Annotated in this window: 16 protein-coding genes; 7 read left to right on the top strand and 9 right to left on the bottom strand. The window is 60.6% G+C overall.

Annotated elements, in window-relative coordinates; translation table 11 throughout:
- Positions 1-26 precede the first annotated feature (26 nt).
- Genes QE394_RS19655 through QE394_RS19670 form a run of 4 tightly spaced genes read left to right on the top strand, consistent with a single transcriptional unit; the run spans position 27 to position 2,077 of the window.
- Positions 27-461, top strand: coding sequence for a DUF3099 domain-containing protein (locus QE394_RS19655; protein ID WP_349035314.1), 435 nt, complete (start codon positions 27-29; stop codon positions 459-461).
- Positions 458-724: a hypothetical protein gene (locus QE394_RS19660; protein ID WP_261620362.1), complete on the top strand. Its 267-nt coding sequence runs from the start codon at positions 458-460 to the stop codon at positions 722-724. Before QE394_RS19655 ends, QE394_RS19660 begins: the two co-directional genes overlap by 4 nt.
- The gene (locus QE394_RS19665) at positions 725-1,597 is read left to right on the top strand and encodes an SURF1 family protein (protein WP_349035315.1); all 873 of its coding nucleotides are present in this window, start codon (positions 725-727) and stop codon (positions 1,595-1,597) included.
- Between the two features lie 3 nt (positions 1,598-1,600).
- Entirely contained in the window at positions 1,601-2,077 is a 477-nt protein-coding gene (locus QE394_RS19670; protein WP_349035316.1) for a YbaK/EbsC family protein, read from the top strand.
- Between the two features lie 39 nt (positions 2,078-2,116).
- Here the strand turns inward: QE394_RS19670 and QE394_RS19675 are convergent, their stop codons facing one another.
- Entirely contained in the window at positions 2,117-2,815 is a 699-nt protein-coding gene (locus QE394_RS19675) for a YafY family protein (RefSeq protein WP_349035317.1), read from the bottom strand.
- 73 nt (positions 2,816-2,888) lie between these two features.
- Here QE394_RS19675 and QE394_RS19680 point away from each other — a divergent pair, with 73 nt between their 5' ends.
- Both QE394_RS19680 and QE394_RS19685 read left to right on the top strand, forming a co-directional pair.
- A complete protein-coding gene (locus tag QE394_RS19680) occupies positions 2,889-3,644 on the top strand; it encodes an alpha/beta fold hydrolase (RefSeq protein ID WP_349035318.1) in 756 nt (251 codons plus the stop codon).
- A 211-nt stretch (positions 3,645-3,855) separates the two neighbouring features.
- A complete protein-coding gene (locus QE394_RS19685) occupies positions 3,856-4,089 on the top strand; it encodes a hypothetical protein (protein WP_156368381.1) in 234 nt (77 codons plus the stop codon).
- A 248-nt stretch (positions 4,090-4,337) separates the two neighbouring features.
- Here QE394_RS19685 and QE394_RS19690 read toward each other — a convergent pair whose 3' ends face one another.
- Together QE394_RS19690 and QE394_RS19695 are read right to left on the bottom strand one after the other, a co-directional pair.
- A complete protein-coding gene (locus QE394_RS19690; RefSeq protein ID WP_349035319.1) occupies positions 4,338-5,045 on the bottom strand; it encodes a hypothetical protein in 708 nt (235 codons plus the stop codon).
- 92 nt (positions 5,046-5,137) lie between these two features.
- On the bottom strand, positions 5,138-5,401 hold the full coding sequence (locus tag QE394_RS19695) for a hypothetical protein (RefSeq protein WP_349035320.1): 264 nt from the start codon (positions 5,399-5,401) through the stop codon (positions 5,138-5,140).
- A gap of 2,252 nt (positions 5,402-7,653) precedes the next feature.
- On the opposite strand from QE394_RS19695, the gene QE394_RS19700 reads away from it, so the two are divergent.
- On the top strand, positions 7,654-8,181 hold the full coding sequence (locus QE394_RS19700; RefSeq protein ID WP_349035321.1) for a hypothetical protein: 528 nt from the start codon (positions 7,654-7,656) through the stop codon (positions 8,179-8,181).
- A 752-nt stretch (positions 8,182-8,933) separates the two neighbouring features.
- Here QE394_RS19700 and QE394_RS19705 read toward each other — a convergent pair.
- From QE394_RS19705 to QE394_RS19730, 6 genes are all read right to left on the bottom strand, one after another.
- Entirely contained in the window at positions 8,934-9,539 is a 606-nt protein-coding gene (locus QE394_RS19705; protein WP_349035322.1) for an SRPBCC family protein, read from the bottom strand.
- A gap of 433 nt (positions 9,540-9,972) precedes the next feature.
- Complete coding sequence (locus QE394_RS19710) at positions 9,973-10,437, bottom strand: hypothetical protein (RefSeq protein ID WP_349035323.1); 465 nt, start codon at positions 10,435-10,437, stop codon at positions 9,973-9,975.
- Between the two features lie 59 nt (positions 10,438-10,496).
- Positions 10,497-12,239: an IS30 family transposase gene (locus QE394_RS19715; protein WP_349035324.1), complete on the bottom strand. Its 1,743-nt coding sequence runs from the start codon at positions 12,237-12,239 to the stop codon at positions 10,497-10,499.
- 759 nt (positions 12,240-12,998) lie between these two features.
- Positions 12,999-14,597 carry an ABC-F family ATP-binding cassette domain-containing protein gene (locus QE394_RS19720; protein WP_056079041.1) on the bottom strand — a complete coding sequence of 533 codons (1,599 nt, stop codon included), beginning with the start codon at positions 14,595-14,597 and terminating at the stop codon, positions 12,999-13,001.
- Between the two features lie 143 nt (positions 14,598-14,740).
- On the bottom strand, positions 14,741-15,805 hold the full coding sequence (locus QE394_RS19725) for a spore photoproduct lyase family protein (protein WP_349035325.1): 1,065 nt from the start codon (positions 15,803-15,805) through the stop codon (positions 14,741-14,743).
- 45 nt (positions 15,806-15,850) lie between these two features.
- Complete coding sequence (locus QE394_RS19730; protein WP_235501487.1) at positions 15,851-16,018, bottom strand: hypothetical protein; 168 nt, start codon at positions 16,016-16,018, stop codon at positions 15,851-15,853.
- Between the last annotated feature and the right edge of the window lie 34 nt (positions 16,019-16,052).

Genomic DNA, 16,052 nt, shown 5'->3' on the forward strand with positions numbered 1-16,052 from the left:
AAGCCTTTGGAGCGTGAGAAACCACTGTGACCCTTGAAAACCACGCGGGACGTTCGGTGCCCGGAGAACCCGGCCGGTTCTCCGAGGACGCGGAAGTCCACAGCATTACGGATGCCGCGGAATCCCATTCCGAGGACATTCGCAGGCGCATGGTCAAGTACGCGCTGGCGATGGGCATCCGCATGGTGTGCCTGGTCATGATTTTTGTCCTGGACGGCTGGCTCAAGATCATCGCCGTGGCCGGTGCAGTGTTCCTGCCATGGATCGCGGTAGTCATTGCCAACGGCAGCGACATGGCCGAAGAGCACAGTGACGCGCTCCTGGATTCAGCGCCATTGGCTGAGTTGGAAGCTCCGCCGCCGCCAACGGGCCACGAGGAACAGGGTTCCGAGGTGCTGCAGGGCGAGCTTATTAATGATGACGACGAACCGGACACCGGAGAGGGGCGGCAGGGGCCGTGAGTATTTTCGATTTCGCCGCCGGAACCAGCCCGGCAGCATCAGACTCCGCACTCTGCTCCCGGAAGGCATGCCGTGCCGGAGCGTCCTGGCAGCTGCTGTGGAACAATCCCAAGATCCACACGCCGGAGCGCCGGAAGACGTGGCTGGCATGCGAGGACCACCGCGGCTGGCTGGAGGACTACCTGCAGACCCGCGGCCTGTGGAAGGAAACCCTTCCCCTTCAGCCCGGCAGCACGGACAGCTTTTCGGAGCAGGACAACTGAATGTACCGTTTCCTCTTTTCCAGCAAATGGCTGGGTTATCTCCTGCTGGCCGCGGTCTTTGCCACGGCCTGCGTGTTCCTGGGCCGTTGGCAGATGGACAGGCGCGCCGAAACCCTCGCCGAGATCAACCGCGTCGTCAGCAACTATTCCGCCACCCCCGTTCCTTTCGCGGCAGCCCGGGACCAGTTCACGCAGCTTGATCCCGCCAAGGAATGGACGCAGGTGGAGTTGCAGGGCACCTACGACACCGACGGCCAGCGCATCGTGCGCAACCGCCCCCTGAACGGCCAGCCGGGCTACGAAGTGGTGGTTCCGTTGAAGCTGGCCACCGGCGAAACGGTCATCATCGACCGCGGTTGGCTGCCCATCGGCAACAACAACCCCGGCAGCCCGGACTCGGTCCCGGCGCCGCCCTCCGGCGAGGTGACCTCCGTCGTCCGCCTCAAGCATGCGGAACCGGAGCTGCAGCGCGGCGCCCCGCAGGGCCAGCTCGCCTCCATCGACCTCCCGACGTACGCTGCCCAGCTCGGCTACCCGGTGCTTACTGGAGCCTACGGCCAGCTGGCCTCGGAGACGCCCACGGCCGCTGAGATGCCAGTGGCATTCCCGAAACCGTCCACCGAAGAGGGCACCCACCTGTCCTATTCGCTGCAGTGGTTCGCGTTCGGAGTGCTCATGTTCGTGGGCTTCGGCTACGCGGCGCGGCAGCAGGCCCGCAACGCCGCCATCGACGCCGAGGAAGACGAGGCCGAAGAAGCGGGGACCATGCACGCTGCGGTGCCGTCCCGCCGTCGTACGCCTCCTGCACGCAAGCGGAAGAAGGCGACGGCCGAAGAAGAGGAAGACGCGCTGCTGGACGCGCAGGGGTACTGAAGCATGACAACGCACGACGACGGGCCGGTCAGCCGGGTGCGCACGGTACTGGTTGAGTCGGGCATCGGCGACACGGTGCGCCGCTTCCCCGCCGGCGTTCCCACTGCCGTTGCCGCGGCTGAGGCGCTGGACTGTGACGTTGCAGCCATCACCAACAGCCTCATCTTCGACCTCAACGGGGCGCCCCTGCTCATCCTCGCCAGCGGTGCGGCCCGGGTGGACACGGCTCTGGTGGCGGACCGACTGGGTGAAGGCCGCATCCGCCGCGCTTCGCCGGACTTTGTGCTCGAGCACACGGGCCAAAAGGTGGGCGGAGTGGCACCGGTTGGCCATCCTCGCCGCATCAGAACCCTGCTTGATGTGAGCCTGCGGTCCCATAACCTCCTCTGGGCCGGAGCGGGCGATCACGAGTCGATGTTCTGCATCACCTACCAGGACCTGCACCGGATCACCGGCGCCGAGGAAACCGCGGTGCGCTGACGCACCGGGGCAAACCGGCGTGGTGGGGTAATGCACGACTCACCCGCCCCGGGTGTGCACCGGCCTGGCGTTTGCTGGGGGTTCCCCCACCTCGTGGATGGTGTGGCCGCTACAAGCCGTCTTGGTTACGCTGGCCCGTTCGATGCGCGCGACGGTGAACCATCGCATAGCGTTGCGCAGCCGGCACCACCCCACCAGGTACCACTGGCCGTTAGTGGAGGCGAACAGCACGGGCTCAACGTCGCGGGTGGTCGTGGTCCCGTTTTTCGATGTGTAGCGCATGCGGATCACTCGCTGCCCGGCCATCCCATCCTCCAGCGCAGACTTGATGGTCCGGGAAGAGGACGGAAGTGCGTTGACCCAGACCCGGCTGCCCAGTTCGTCGGCTCGTGCCCGGGTCTTAGGATCGAGGACGTCCAGGATCTTTTGGATACCTGCTGCTGCCAGATCGGCGTAGGGGGCGTCCGGTGCAGCGGACACGGCCGCCATGAGCGCCATCGCCTGCGCTGGGGAAAGGGTCACAGGCGGAAGAGATGCTCCTGAAGCCAAACCGTAGCCGCCGCCCGGACCCGGCCGAGACCATACAGGTGCACCACTGTTTTCCAACGCATCGAGGTCTCTCTTGATGGTGCGCACAGACACCTCAAACTCTCGCGCCAAGCGTTCGGCGGACACGCCTCGTTGGCCGCTACGGCGCAACATCTCGGAAAGGGCATGGAGCCGTTCCACCCGCTTCAAAGTTCAGCCCTTGGCAAATTCATGACATAAATAGTGACATACCGTTGTCCGGAGAGCCTGCAAGGGTATGGGCATGACAACTACTGCAAATCCCCCGCTCATCCTCCTCATCGCCGGCCACTGGCTGGGCGCCTGGGCCTGGGATGAAGTGCTGGGACACCTGGCACCCGGCAACGCCCGGGCAATCGCGATGACGCTGCCTGGTCTCGACGGGGACGACCCGCAACGTGCGGCGAGGACCCTCGACGATCAATCCGCAGCGGTCTTGGACGTCATCACCCAACTAGGGGTCACCGAGGATCAGCCGGCAACCCTGGTGGCTCACAGCGGGGCAAACGCCCCGGTCAGCCTTGTCCTTGATCAACATCCCGAGCTGGTCCATCGAGTGGTGTGGGTCGACTCCGGCCCCGTGGCAACGGGAAGCGCCTTCGGCCCGGGCCTACCGGAGGACGTGGAGGAGCTTCCGCTTCCCTCTTTCGACGTACTCGCACAGCAAGCGAGCCTCGAAGGCCTGAGCGCAGAGGTCCTTGAGCGTTTCAGGGGCCGGGCCGTCCCTGAGCCCGGGCCCGTGCTTCGCCAGCGGGTCGAACTCACCAACAATGCCCGCCGCAAAGTCCGGACCACCCTGGTGTGCTGCTCGATCCCCAGCGCGAAAGTGCTGGAGCTGGCACGTGCAGGCCATCCCATGTTCGCCGAGGTCGCGAACATCGAGCACCTCGACGTCATTGACCTCCCGACGGGGCATTGGCCTATGTGGAGCCGTCCCCGCGACCTCGCCAAGGCCATTGAGTCGGCAGGCAGGTGGGCGTCATTCCCTCATCGCGGTTGATGATGACACCGCTGCCCTATCCCGGGAAGCCCGGACCCAACGATTGGTTCGAGGTTCGCGAACGCTACCTGCAGGGCTACCGGACGCGGCCATGACTGGAGCGCCCGGTTAGGGATCTCCTTATCCCCCTCCGAACAGCCGAGGTGCTGCGCAGCCTTACCCAGATCCACACAATGAAGCCCTTCCCGGGCCACCCGGGAAGGGCTTCATTGTGTCCAGGTTCAGGCTGAACCAATACTTAGTCACCACCACCGCCTCCACCGCCGTCAGGACCGCCACCACCACTGCCATCAGGACCGCCACCATCCGCATCAGTGCCGCCACGTTCGTCAGAAGACGCAGCCGCACCTCCTACGACCACTCCGTAGTCACCGTGACCTCCGCCGGTACGGGTGGATGCCGAACCCCTGGAGGCCCGCCGGCGGCGCCGCGTGATCTCGCCTGAAACGAATAGCACCAATGCCAGCGCTGCCACCCCGATGAAGAAAGCCAGCATCTTCATTTCGCCTTCGTCCACGTCAGAATCCATTCAGAAAGTTCAGCGTGAGGACCAACCCCACCGTCCAAGTTTTACGTATGGCCTCGGGATTACACCGCCGCAAGCGCCGTGTTCTGGGTTGAAGTCCTGCGACTGGTGTGCAGTCGTGGATCCCCTGCCGGACGCTCTTCACCATGAGGGTTGCGGTCCGTAAATTACTCGATGGTGAGCTTTGCAGGGATGACTGTCCGAAGGTTCAATGCGGCCAGAAAGGCCACCATTTGGTAATCGCCGGCAGACAGGTTCTTGAGCTCGGGATTATTGCGAAACGCTGGAAGCATTGCTTCCTGCCCTGGTTGGAGCGTTGGTAACAGTGGGGTGCTTCCTGTCGCGTACCAGCCGTTTCCGATTTGCTCGCCGTGTTGTGTCAGCACTAGGCCCTGGACATGGGAAGTGTCTTCCGCAGTGGGCGTCCACTCCCGCAATGATTCGTTGACTAAGACGACGTTGATCTCCGGCATAGATCCCGTCGCCATTGAATAGGTTGTTTTTGCCCAGTCCAGACGGAGGCCAGCCCGGCGTTCCTCTTTGATGGGAACCGGACCACCGGTGGAGAACGGTGCCGCACACTGCCAACCGTTGTCGTCTCGGGACAGCTGAACGAGCACCCACCTATCGGGTTCCACCTGAGATGGGGCGCCCAGGATCATGGCCTCGTGGGCCCACTCCGGGTGAAAGGTGTGAACGACTCTCCAGCCATTCGACGGAAAGTCATCCGGAGCTCTCGGTGGAAGCCTGTTCTCCGCCGGCAACCAATCGGAGACGATTTCGTCCCAAGCAGCACCCGGCCGCTCCAGCAGCGAGAGCTCAACGTCCCAATTCCCGAGCTGAACTAGTCTTGGCGCTGCGTCGTAATTCCCCATGGTCTACATTCTGCCTCGTCACTACGAGGTACACCGACCATAAGCCGATCCTCCATCAAACGCTCTAATGTTCTGCTCCGAGTGCCTGGGCGTTAGGGCAGCCGCAGCCTGAGGGCAACGGCCACCTCATCGGCGGGACCACAAATCTCGGGCGTGGACAGCTGGAAGAGTGCATCAGCCAAGAAATCGCGATCCTGCGGACTCAGTGCGATATCTTCGCGGCCCTGCAGCTCCTCCGCCCACGCGCAAAGATCGTCTGCGCTGATCTGCCCGGCCCAAAATTCGTCAAGGGCATGGCCAATAGCCTGAGCGAAAGCAGTGGCTAACTCCTCCTGGGAAGACCATTCAAACGTCAACAATCGAGCTGACAACTAGGCTAATGGACGACGCAACTGTATGAGGTCATAGAGCGCTTCTCGTCTTTGATCCTGCGACACCATAGAAGTCTCTCCTGCAATCCACCAATCGCGGAAACTCATCCTGCTGGCTGGAAGTCTGTCTACCTACCCAGCGTCCGGTAAGGGATCCTTAACCGAACGCATTGCACCATGTGGAGGTTAGATGCCGCGCCTCGCTCACCCAAGATCTTCACAGGCGAATACTCAGATGCCATTCTGATGGCGAGTAGCTTCTATAGACAATGCAAAAATTGGGGGAACACCGTGGCAGGCAAAAAGTCGGGTTTCATAAAACAATCAGGTTCGCACCGGCTTGCTTTCCGGGTGCCCGCGTTGATCGCTAGTGCGGTTTCCCTGTTGCTCTGTGGGTGCTCAGCGTCCGCTCCCCAAGCGACCTCCGAGCCCTCGACGTCGACCCAGATCGCCAGTCAGGCCGCAGCACCGCCTAGCTCCGTTCCCAGCACGACCTACAGCCGAGACAAAACAGCTGACTTCAAGACAGCTAAAAAGAATGCGCCATGGCTGAACACGATCAAGTCAGTGGCAGAAACTGAGCCGGGCAGGATTCGCGTAGAAACCAAACTTGTGGACCCCCGCGGCGCCAGCGGTGGCGAGGAGGCGAAGAGCGCGGTTGCTATCTGTGAGTCAGTCGTAACCCTTTTCGGCCCAAAATATGTCTCGATCTTGGAAGATGACGGCACAACCTCCGTCCTGTTTGGACACCCATCAGTACCTAGCGGAGCTTGCGCCGAGGTCTGACAAGGGGTGCCCGGGGAGGGATCCTTCACCGGACGCGAGGAAAGGGCCTCCCTCGCAGGTAGGCTTCGGGGAGCCAGAGTGATCACGAAAAATCGGGGGAATAAATGGTTGGCCAGCGCGGGAACGAATGGCAGTGCGAGACGTGCGGACACCAACATCAAGGGCTCGCTACGGTTTTCGGAGCCCAAGCTCCGGATGTTTGGCTGCAGGCCACCTCAACCGAACGGGAAGCCGGCGAACTGACGGGCGACATGTGCGTGCTTGAAGTCGGAGGAGAACGACACTACTTCCTCAGGGGACACGTTGAGATCCCTCTCATTGATGCCCCCGGTGAGGTCTTTAGCTGGTCTGCTTGGGTCTCACTCAGCCAAGAAAGTATCCAAAAGATCATTGACCACTGGGATGAGCCTGCACGAGCCTCCATGCCCCCGGTGTTCGGTTGGCTATGTAACGAGCTGCCCTACGACCAGCCCACGACCTCAATCGCGACGCACGTGCACAATAGGGAGCCAGGAGTGGTCCCCTACATCGAGCTGGATCCGTCCACGGACCACCCTTTGGTTAGAGAACAAGCCTCCGGAATCTCGCTTCATCGGCTGGCCGAAATCAACAAAGCGGTAATGGGCTAGATCTCAACGCTGGTCTGGTTCCGGCGGGTGTTCGGTAAAGGATCCTTTACTGGACACTGAAGGGCTACTCGTGTTCGGTCAGCGACAATTCCGCACTTCGAAGCCTACGGCGTCCTGCAGCGACGAATCCATGAGCTAAATTCTTGACGAGAGGGTTGCCTAACGGCTGCCAGTCCTTCTTTTTTCGGAGGTTCCCACGGACAAGCTGAAGTGGAACAAGCGCGTTGATGCGTTGATAGGGCTTTTGAAGGCTGACTTTTCGGACTTGGAGGTCAGTAGTCGTCAATCTGCCACTCAGCAGCCTCTCCGAATCATAGTTTTACGCCCAAGTCCTGAAGCCCTAGAAGCCGTAGAGCTGGTTGAGAGCAGGGAAGAGCTGATAATTCTGTTCGGAGTTAACCTGCGGATCGAACTCGGGCTGACGGATGAGCGCTCCGCCAAAGCATCTCTGAGCGAGGCTAGCCAAATTCTCCGTGCAATCATTTTCGATGGGTACGAGGAACATCTATGGGTTCGTAAGAACGGCGTGGTTCGTACGGTAGCGCGAATCAACTATGCGGGTGCGGACCATAAGTTCGCTACATCTACGTTGACTGGTTTCCTTGGCGGTCGGAAGGAAACCATTTTGCATCGGCCCTGGTGACTGAAGCAGGCACTGTAACCGATCGAGGCATGCGCGATGTGATGGTGTCCGTAAGACTATCCTCACCGGGCACCGCAGGGCAGACAGACATGCCCTTGCGGTCGAGGCTCGTAGTCGTGCCTGATGAAGTAGCTTATACCTGTGGGACCTTAATCGATCACGCACATGGAAATGGGAAAATGAAACTCATCGATCTGTTCCACGACGATGTTCCAGGTCTTCCTGGCAAGGCCGAGGAGAACCCATTCTTTGTCGAGGAAGTCTTCGAAGATGCCCAGATCCTCGATGTACGTATCGACGCTCTGCGTCTGGTGGTGGGTGTTCTCTTTGAACTTCGATCAGGGACGCTGCCCATGTATGTGGGCGACGAATCGATCAATTGTGGCGCTCTCAACCTGCGTCGGGCCACGGATCTTCGGTGGACGAGCGATCTAACTGCCAAGGAAGGCAACTATGCGTGGCCGGTCTATAGGGTCTTGACCCAGCTTGAGGGCGGCCGCTTTGAACTTGGCCTTCAAATGGGTGTCATTGAAGGTATGACGCTGAATTTCACGGCGTTGAAGGCCGAGTTCTACGCGGGCGTCATTCCCACGTTAACGGACGGCATTCCGGATTACACCGAACATAAGAATGTCACCGGCCTTGTAGCGGGATGGGGTATGGACTTTGTACCCACTTTGGGATGGTACGTGAACGCATCAAAATAGACCGGCGCGTCGCCTCTACACGTTCAACACGTAAGCACTCCTGAGCTACTGACTCTGCCCAACACAACTACGCGACGCGCGGTCAGGGATCACCTTTACGAACACGAACACGAACAGGGAGATACCTCTCGGGTAGGGTGCGTATGGACGAAAATCATTGGGGGAATAATGAAGCTTCTTCGATCAACCCTGCTCGCGAGCCTGCTGGTTTCAAGCCTCGCCGGCTGCACCTATGCTGAGCCGGCGCCGGACAAAGTGAGCGAGCCGGGCCGGCCGTCACCGACCTCTATCGCAACGGGTGCGGCCGTTCCCGTCACCCTCCAAGGGCAGTTTCAGTCCCAACGAGCGACCACCACCGGGACTGCAACCATTCATGTCACAGAGTCCAGTGCATTCGTGCAGCTCGAAGACTTTGCCACCGGTCCCGGAGACGGAGTCCGTCTCGTGCTGAGCCCTGGGACTGTGCGTCCAGGACCCAGTGGTGAACTAGAGCTGTCATCGTCGACACTCATTGAGCTGGGGCCGCTACCGCTCGGCCGATCGAGTAGTCAGCGCATCGACATGGACCCCAGGATGTGGGAAGCCATGCCCGAACCCGTTCGCAGCGTCGTTATATATAACTTTGCTGAAAAGACGACTTACGGCACGGCCAACCTTGTGGAGACACCGCACTCCTAAGGTTCCGCGGCCAGGGCCAGGGTGAGTGGGCAGTCACGTTAGTTCGACTGCTCGCTCAGCCCGGTAAAGGATGGTCATGCGTGACGCGGAGTCTCTGAAGCAAGGTTTTCCTTGACACGGTTCAGGTAGCACCGCGTGTTTTTTCGCCACTCCTTTTCGTACAGTCTGGAGTAGCCGGGAATTGCCGGGACCGTCACCGTCATGCCCATCCTGAGAGTGCAACCGCTCTCCGATGGCTCGATTCGGTAAGTCTGCACCATATCGGCGTTGGAAGGCGCGACAAATACTGTCTTGGCCCAATACGGCGCCTCTTCTTCAACAACCTCGATTGTGGAGGCTGACCCATCCGCCCGGATGAAGGTCTGTTGCTCACCGACCCCTGTCGGGGTTCCGGGCTCCGTGTAGGCACGCGCCGCATTTTCCAGGAGGACAGCGCTCTCAGCTGCGCGGATCAACGACCACACTGTCTCTGCATCGCAGGCGTAGCTTTCCGACTCTTCAGCCCGGAGGGTGCGGCCGGGAGCAGGGAATCCCTGCGACGCTGCCAGGTGGTACTGCCTGGCGGCCTGCCGAATCTTGAATCTAAAAAACAATCCCGCAGCCGATAGGACAATCAACAGAACCAGCAGTCCGGCGATCAATCCGAATGCAAGCTGCGGATTGCCGACTGCGTCAGCCATGGTCGCAAGAATAAGGATTCCAGCGACGCCGACAATAACGACAGCAGGGAGAAATCTAAGGAAAACCATCACTCGAAGTATTATTCAGTCTCGCGCTATCTGGAGCCCTTCGGCTCGCCGCTGGGCCGACGGCAGGCGCCCGTTAGCCGGTCCCCTATCGGGACAACCCAACGCTGACCTGCGGCTTCGTAAACCCGACGTTCAGGGTGTCCCGTATACCCTGCCCGCAAAATTGCCCGGTGAGGGTGGGCGGATTTTAGTTGTCGACGCAACACTTTGCTTTCTGGCAGCCTACTTGGTGGTCTCGATTCGTTGTTAAAGGGACCGGCGCGACACGTGAGCTTGCTTCGCGGATGCCCATGTGGAGACTGGTGGTGAACCAGTTCCGTTCATGAGAACTTTATGAAAGCGACGCGAGCGGTGGCATCACTTTCTAGTGTCGTCGCAGTACGTAGTTCATATTCGCGTCTCGGTCTCCGATAATACTCACCAGCTGGCGGGAATTGCCGTTGCCTTCGACGAGAAACTCTCCACGCCATTTACCGTTCAAGACTTCTGACCCTGACGTAGTGATATCAACAAAGGGTTTGTCTATTCCGCGGGCCTCCTTGACGATGGTCCACGTTCCGTGTTCGGAAGTAGGCACATCAGGACCAATGAAAGACACTACTTTTGCAGGTATTCGGTCGAGCTGGAATGTGCCATCTTCATGGAACACTAGCGTGCCATTGAGCGCTTGTGTCTTGTAAGTGCTGTCGTTAGCCGCGTAGGTCCACGTTCCGATAATGTCTTCGCGTGTCGGTGTTGCAGTTGGACTGCAGGACATAGACATCGCGCTCAGGATGCTGACCACCAGGATCAGGAGAATTTTGCTGAAAGCAGATCGGCTTTTTACCACAGGTCTTCTATCGTCAGGTTGCAGAGGGCAAGCCAGGGGCTGACCGGTTTGTATAGAGTTTATGGGCAGTCCACGGTAATGAGCTTGTTTTTGGCCTCAAACAGTGCCTGTGGGGCGACATAACCGAGGCTTTTTCGCGGCCTGTTGTTCAGCTCGAAGCACACCTGTTTGACGTGGTCCTGTGAATGGATGGATAAATCTGTTCCCTTGGGGAAGTATTGGCGAGCGAGTCCATTGAAGTTTTCATTCGCCCCCCGTTGCCAGGGGCTGGACCGCTCCGCGAAGTAGATCCGCAGCCCGGTAGCGGCCGCTAATTCCTGGTGACGGGCCATTTCAACCCCCAGGTCCCAGGTCAGTGTCTGCTTCAGGTGAGCCGGCAAGGCGGAGAAGGCAGCGATGATCGCTTGGTTAGTCTGCGCTGCGGTGTGTCCGTGCGGAAGGTTGATAATGATCCCATAGTGGGTCTTGCGTTCGCGTAGGGTCACCATGGCCGAGGCCGAACCAACCCCCACGATGAGATCACCTTCCCAGTGACCGGCCTCTTCTTTGGTCTCGACCTCGGGCGGTCTTTCACTAATCATGGTCATGTTCTTCACGACCGATCCGTGGCCGGATCCTGTCCGCCACCGGTGCTTGCGGATCTTTCGCCCCGTGCGCAGCCGTGGCTTGCCGTCCGTTCTCAATCCGCCATGGTCACCAAACAGTAGTGCTTGGTAGATTGTCTCCGGACAGAGCCTCAGCCTCGGTTCAGCGGGAAATTCCAGGGCTAACCATCCGCAGATCTGCTCCGGGGACCAGTGGCTGGTTAGCTTTGTTTGCACCAGTGCGAGCAGGCGTGGATTGGCCTGCAATTTCCGCTCCCTCGGCCGACGTCGCTGGCTTCGCGCATCGTGATCGGCGATATGGGGCAAGTAGCGCCCCCGGGGATCGCGGTGCCGGTCAAGCTCCCGTTTGATGGTCGACGCATGCCTCCCCAGCTCCCTTCCAATTTGCCGTAGAGAACATCCCATGCGGAGCAGGTCCGCCATATGAAGCCTTTCGCGCAGGCACAAGTACCTGCCCGATGGTGGTTTGAGGCTGGCCCGTGGCTGTTGCGCCCTCTGGTTCCGAAGCCGTGTCCCGATAACCCTGCTCACGCCCAACATCCTGCAGGCGGCAGCATTGGAAGCACCGGAGCTCACCAACTCCCAATATCGTGTCTCCCGTAAAATGCGTCGCTTTTGTGCTGGAGACAAAGGAGCCGCAACCCTCTCGGCAACGATCCTCGCGGTCCGGATTGCGTCCCGCTCAAGTTTCTGCAGCCGCGCTTTCTCGGCTTCCAGTTCTTTTCTCCGTTGGGCTTCCCATCTAACGGTTGTCCCCGGGGACAGTCGTAACGCATCGACAACCTCTGCCAGCGGAAGTCCACTTCGCAGAGCGATGAAACGACGGTAGACCCACCGGTACCCAGTCGTATGCTTCACGCCTGCCGATATTGCAGCAGCCAATACACTCACGCCGCTGGAGTAGGAGGACCAGAACGCTTCCTCAACAGCTGGGTCTACTTGGAAGTGATGGCGCCCGGTTCCGCTTAGGAAGCGTTCATTCCATTTCTCGGCCTTGCGCGAGGTGAACCCAAGTTCAGCCTGGGCTGCCCCATGATCACGGCCATTGCTGCGGAATCGGAGGTACTCATCACGCAACCACCGGTAACCGGTCTCCTTACCGACTCCGGTCACTCGTACTGATTCTCTGAAACTCTTGCCCTCCTTGATGAGGGCAAGAAATCTGACACCGGTGGGCGAATCGAACTGTTGATACATCGAAGAAACTCCCTGGATCGGGTGTTGCTTCGACCGACAGAATCCGGGGTGCCCTATACGCTACACAACAATGTGTACCGAGAGCGGTGACGTACTCGACATCTCCGGCCAACCAGGCTCTTGCAAAGGCGGCGAACCCTGTTCCTTAGAGACCGACACAGGACGCTCGGAAGACCATGCTTCGCGTCCTTTTCCGGTCATAGCATCCGGTGTTCTCACGCGAAGTGGCCCGCGAGTCATCCCCACACAGGACGGGCGTGGGCGAATCACCCAGACGGAACGTTCGGCGCCGGATCAGACAAGCGCGGAGACGGCCGCCGCCCGCTGACGCCAACCGGAACCAAAATTACTCATGACCTACGCTTGAGCACACTGAAGCCAGCCCCTTGGCGGCACCGCCAGGCGCTGTTCAAGCCGACGGCACACCTCGGGCCATTCCTCACGCAAGATCGGGTATAGGGCCGTATCACGCCAACTACTGTCCGCTCGTCGTTGAACGTGCCTGAGCACACCCACCGCCTCCGGCTAGGCACCAATCCGCTTTATGGCCGCTCGTGAACGGATATTCAACACGTCGGCCTTCAGGCGCACTCGTTCGATACCTTGGGCTAATGCGGCGTCCAGCGGGAGCCGTTTGGGGTCCGTGTTAACCCCGCTTCCCCTACATGGGGAGCATTGGCGGTCCATCCACTCAGGTCTTCCAATGGCCGTGAACAATGCCGGCAGGTCCCCGTCCGGCGTCGGGCCCCTTCGCGCTGGCTAAGCCAGCGTGATCAGGTCCAGGTAGTCCTCGTTCCAGTGGTCCTCGACGCCGTCGGGCAGCAGCACAACGCGTTCGGGGTTCAGCGCCTCAACGGCGCCTTCATCATGGCTGACAAGGACGACGGCGCCCGTGTAGTTCCGGAGCGCGCCGAGAATTTCCGCGCGGCTGGCGGGGTCCAGGTTGTTGGTGGGTTCGTCGAGGAGCAGGACGTTGGCGCTGGACGCCACGATGGTGGCCAGCGCCAGTCGGGTCTTCTCACCGCCGGACAGGACGCCGGCGGGCTTGTCGACGTCGTCACCGGAAAACAGGAATGAACCCAGGATGCCGCGGACCTCGGCGTCCTTCATGTCAGGTGCAGATGACCGCATGTTCTCGAGAACGGTGCGGTTGACGTCGAGGGTCTCGTGTTCCTGGGCGTAGTAGCCCACTTTAAGCCCGTGCCCCGGCACGATTTCGCCGGTGTCCGGCTGGTCTACGCCGGCAAGCATGCGCAGCAGCGTGGTTTTGCCGGCACCGTTGAGGCCGAGGATGACCACTTTGGAGCCGCGATCGATGGCGAGGTCCACGTCCGTGAAGATCTCCAGGGAGCCATAAGACTTGCTGAGCCCGTCTGCGGTGAGCGGGGTCTTGCCGCACGGCGACGGATCCGGGAACCGGAGGGCGGCCACACGGTCGTTCTCGCGGACGGCTTCGAGGCCACTGAGGAGCCGCTCAGCACGCTTGGCCATATTCTGCGCGGCCACGGCTTTGGTGGCTTTCGCCCGCATCTTGTTGGCCTGGTCGAAGAGGACCTGGGCCTTCTTCTCGGCATTGGCACGTTCCCGCTTGCGGGCGCGCTCATCCGTTTCGCGCTGGGTGAGGTACCGCTTCCAGTCCATGTTGTAGAAATCGATCTGGGCCCGGTTGGCGTCCAGCAGGAACACCTTGTTGACCGTGGCTTCGAGGAGTTCGGTGTCGTGGCTGATGACAATGAGCCCGCCCTGGTGGTTCTTCAGGAAGTCGCGAAGCCAGGCAATGGAATCGGCGTCGAGGTGGTTGGTGGGCTCGTCGAGGAGCATGGTCTCGGCATCCGAGTACAGGATCCGGGCCAGTTCCACGCGGCGGCGCTGGCCACCGGAAAGTGTTTTGAGCGGCTGGTTCAGGAGCCGGTCAGGCAGTGCCAGGTTCGAGCAGATGGATGCGGCTTCGGCCTCCGCGGCGTAGCCGCCCGCTGCCAGGAACTCGGATTCCAGCCGGTCGTACCGGTTCATGGCCTTCTGCTGCACGGCAGCGTCTTCGCTTGCCATCTCGTCATGGGCCTTGCGGAGCTTACCGACGACGACGTCCAAACCACGGGCAGAGAGGATCCGGTCCCGCGCCAGCTGCTCCATGTCCGGGGTGCGCGGGTCCTGCGGCAGGTAGCCGATCTCGCCGCTGCGGGTCACCTTGCCGGCTGCGGGAAGCCCCTCGCCTGCAAGGACGCGGGTGAGGGTGGTCTTGCCCGCTCCGTTGCGTCCCACCAGGCCGATCTTGTCGCCCTTATCGATGCGGAAGCTCACCTGATCCATCAGGAGCCGGGCACCGGCGCGGAGTTCAAGATCCTGGACAGTAATCACAGAAGGTAAGGCCTTTCACAACGGGGAACGCCGCAGCCCCAACAGTATATGGCGGGGGCTGGAGGCAGAGTGGCCGGAGAACGGCCTTGACAAGTCTACCGTCCATGCCAAGGAAACCGGACCTTCCGGCGCGGACCGGAATATCAGAAGGCGTAGCGGACCCGGCAATAGGGGGCGATCTCCTCGATCAGTGCCGTCAGCTGCCGTACATAGCGGCCCTTGCTTCCGCTGCAGTAACGGACGTTGCTGAAGCCGTTAGAGGAGGTCTTGGACTCCTGCAGGTCCGGACGCCAGAGGACCTTCTCAGCCTGCGGGTGCCATCCGAGGTTGACCTTATGGAGTCCCTCATTATGGGTCAGGAAGATCACTTCCGCTGCAAGCTGCGCTTTGGCTGCGGACGTCAGGTTGGCGTCGAGCTGTTGAAGCAGTTCACGCCAGTCCTCAAGCCAGGTCTCGGTGACCACCACCGGGGAGAAATTGACGTGCACCTCGTACCCGGCGTCGACGAAATCGTTGATCGCGGCAATGCGTTCGGCTACCGGGGACGTCCGGACATCTATGGACTTCGCCAGGTGCGCGGGCATCAGCGAAAAGCGAATCCGGCTGTGCCCGCCGTGGTCCCACGTGAGCATGTCCCTGTTGACGTACTTCGTAGCGAATGACAGCTTGGCGGTGGGCAGTTCCCGGAATAGCCCAACCAGGTCCTCTACGTTGTCACTGATCAGCGCATCCACGGAGCAGTCACTGTTTTCACCGATGTCATAGACCCAGAGTTCGGGATCGCATTGGTTGGGTTCGAGCTTGATGCCCTGCTTCATGACGTGCCGTTCAAGCGTCGCAGCGATCTGGTTGATGTTGGCAAAAACGGTAACCGGGTTGCTGTAACCCTTATGGCGGGGGACGTAGCAATAGGCGCAGGCCATGGCGCACCCGTTCGCCGTGGAGGGGGCGATGAAGTCTGCCGATCGCCCGTTGGGCTTCACGGTCAAGGACTTTTTCACTCCGAGGACCAGCGCCTCGGTCTTGATCCTGGACCACCGCGGCACGTTGGTCTCGTCGCCGTGCAGCTCCGGGATGTTCCAGTGGTTCTCGACAGGTACGACGTCGGCGTCCGGCCAGCGCTCGACGATCTCGCGGCCACGGGGCAATTCCAGCGCCTCCGGCTGGGCGAAGATGCGCCGGATCTGCAGGAGCCGGTTAAATTCCATGAGGCTATTCTTCCGAACCGCTGCAGCCGCTGCGGGCGGTTAAGCCTAGGGCTCACGCTGTTCGGCTACCTCCAGCGCACCAGCTTCTTCGATGCTGCCCGCGCTCCGGACCCGGTCAGCAGCGAGGATTCCGTCCCGCACCGCTGCCCTGATAACGCCGTAAAGAATGTAAAAGAAGACAAGCGGCAGCACCACGAATACGACAATTTCCAAAACTTCCCCCAAACATGCAACTGCCAGGAACGGC

The sequence above is a fragment of the Pseudarthrobacter sp. SORGH_AS 212 genome, assembly GCF_030818145.1.
Taxonomy (GTDB): domain Bacteria; phylum Actinomycetota; class Actinomycetes; order Actinomycetales; family Micrococcaceae; genus Arthrobacter.